This is a genomic window from Cyanobium sp. NIVA-CYA 375, assembly GCF_056108345.1.
The window spans coordinates 1-1,463 of the sequence record NZ_JBSYHW010000203.1 but is presented as its reverse complement, the minus strand read 5'-3'; the positions used below and the strand labels follow the sequence as shown (position 1 = coordinate 1,463).

1 protein-coding gene is annotated in these 1,463 nt (G+C 62.7%); it reads right to left on the bottom strand.

The genetic code is table 11. The annotated features are described in order from the left end of the window. Nucleotides 1-115 precede the first annotated feature (115 nt). A partial coding sequence (locus AC01FP_RS17555; RefSeq protein WP_474482005.1) for a transposase occupies nt 116-1,463 on the bottom strand: 1,348 nt, incomplete at its 5' end.

The window sequence follows — 1,463 nt, the reverse complement described above, 5'->3', positions numbered from 1 at the left end:
GGACACAGCGAATCCCGGCTGATCTGAACGAAAGCAGCTCCGTTCTTCTGCCTGATGGGCCCAATCGGTGGAGTTCTCTCAGCCCTGGCACCAGCTGCCAGGAGGCGGCTGCCCCTCATCCCGTTGCTACTGCCAGCACCTGTTGTTGTGATCGCCTGTGCCGGAACAATTTGAGCAGGTTGTGCGTGGCTTCGATCAGGTGCCACTCGCCGTTCACCTTCTCCAGGCCTCGCAGCAGAAACCGCCGCAGGCCCCGTCCTTCCTTGATCTGCCCATTCACCGGTTCCACGATCACCTTGCGCCGGGCGTAGATCTTTGAGCCTTTCTTGCTTCTGAGCTTGCGGGCCATGCGGGTTTTGGCATCAGCATCTTTGCGCAGGGGTCCGCGTTTCGCCGGTGGCGGCTTTCCATGCGGCAGCCGGCCTGTGGCGATATAGGCATCGATGCCCTGATCGGTGCAAGCTCTGGCGTTGTCCTCACTCCAGTAGCCCGCGTCCAGTGTCATCACCACCGGCAGTGCACCGGTGCTGGCGGCGATGCGCTCCAACATGGGCTCCAAGTGCTCCACGTCTGGCGGCTGGTTGCTGACGCCCACCGCCACGATCACCTGATGGTCGCTGTCCACCGCCAGCTGACAGTTGTAGCCCTGCAGATAGGAGCCACCGGACTGCATCAGGTGGCTCTCTGGATCGGTGAAGTTCCGCTGGCTTTTCTTGGTTGGTGTGCCGTCTGCTTTCCGAGCCAGTCCCCGTCTGGGCATGGCATCAACCGCAAGTGGCTCCAGATCCGGTGGCTCCAGGCCAGCGGTCTCGGCCGCCTCGATCGCAGCCTCCCGTGCAACCTTGGCCTTGGCTGCTGCCGCCTCAGCTTTCTTCCATAGCTCAGCGTGTTCGGCTGCCGGTGCATCCGCCTCTCGGGCAGCCGCCGCTCTGGCCCTGGCCTCCTCTGCTTCCTCCTGCCGCTGCCGCGCCGTCGCTGCAGCAGTCTCCGCTTCCATCTCCTTGCGGGCCTGACGGATTTTCTCGAGGCGTCCCTGCTTGTACCGCAACTCATCGGGCAGATCGCTGCCGAGCTTCCCCTTGCCGTAGCGCTTGTCTTCCTGGGCATCGAGGATCTCGGCCTTCCGGATCAAGGCATTGATCTCTTTTGCCAACTCCTTCTCCGCCCTAAGCATCCGCTCGTGGCTCATAGCCTTGTGCTTGGAGGCATTGGCCTGAACCTTGGTACCATCCAGCGCCACATGGCCCAGGCTCACCATCCCCGCTTTCTGGCAGAGCCGCAGGATCTGAACAAACAGATCCTTGAGGGCATCGAGATTCCGGCGCCGGAACTCGCTGATCCGGCTGTGGTCCGGCTGCTGATTCCCGGTCAGCACCCGGAAGGCCAGGTCCTCGTAGCAGGCCCGTTCGATCTTGCGGGAAGAGACGGTGCCCACGCAGTAGGCGTAGAGCAAGAGCATCGTC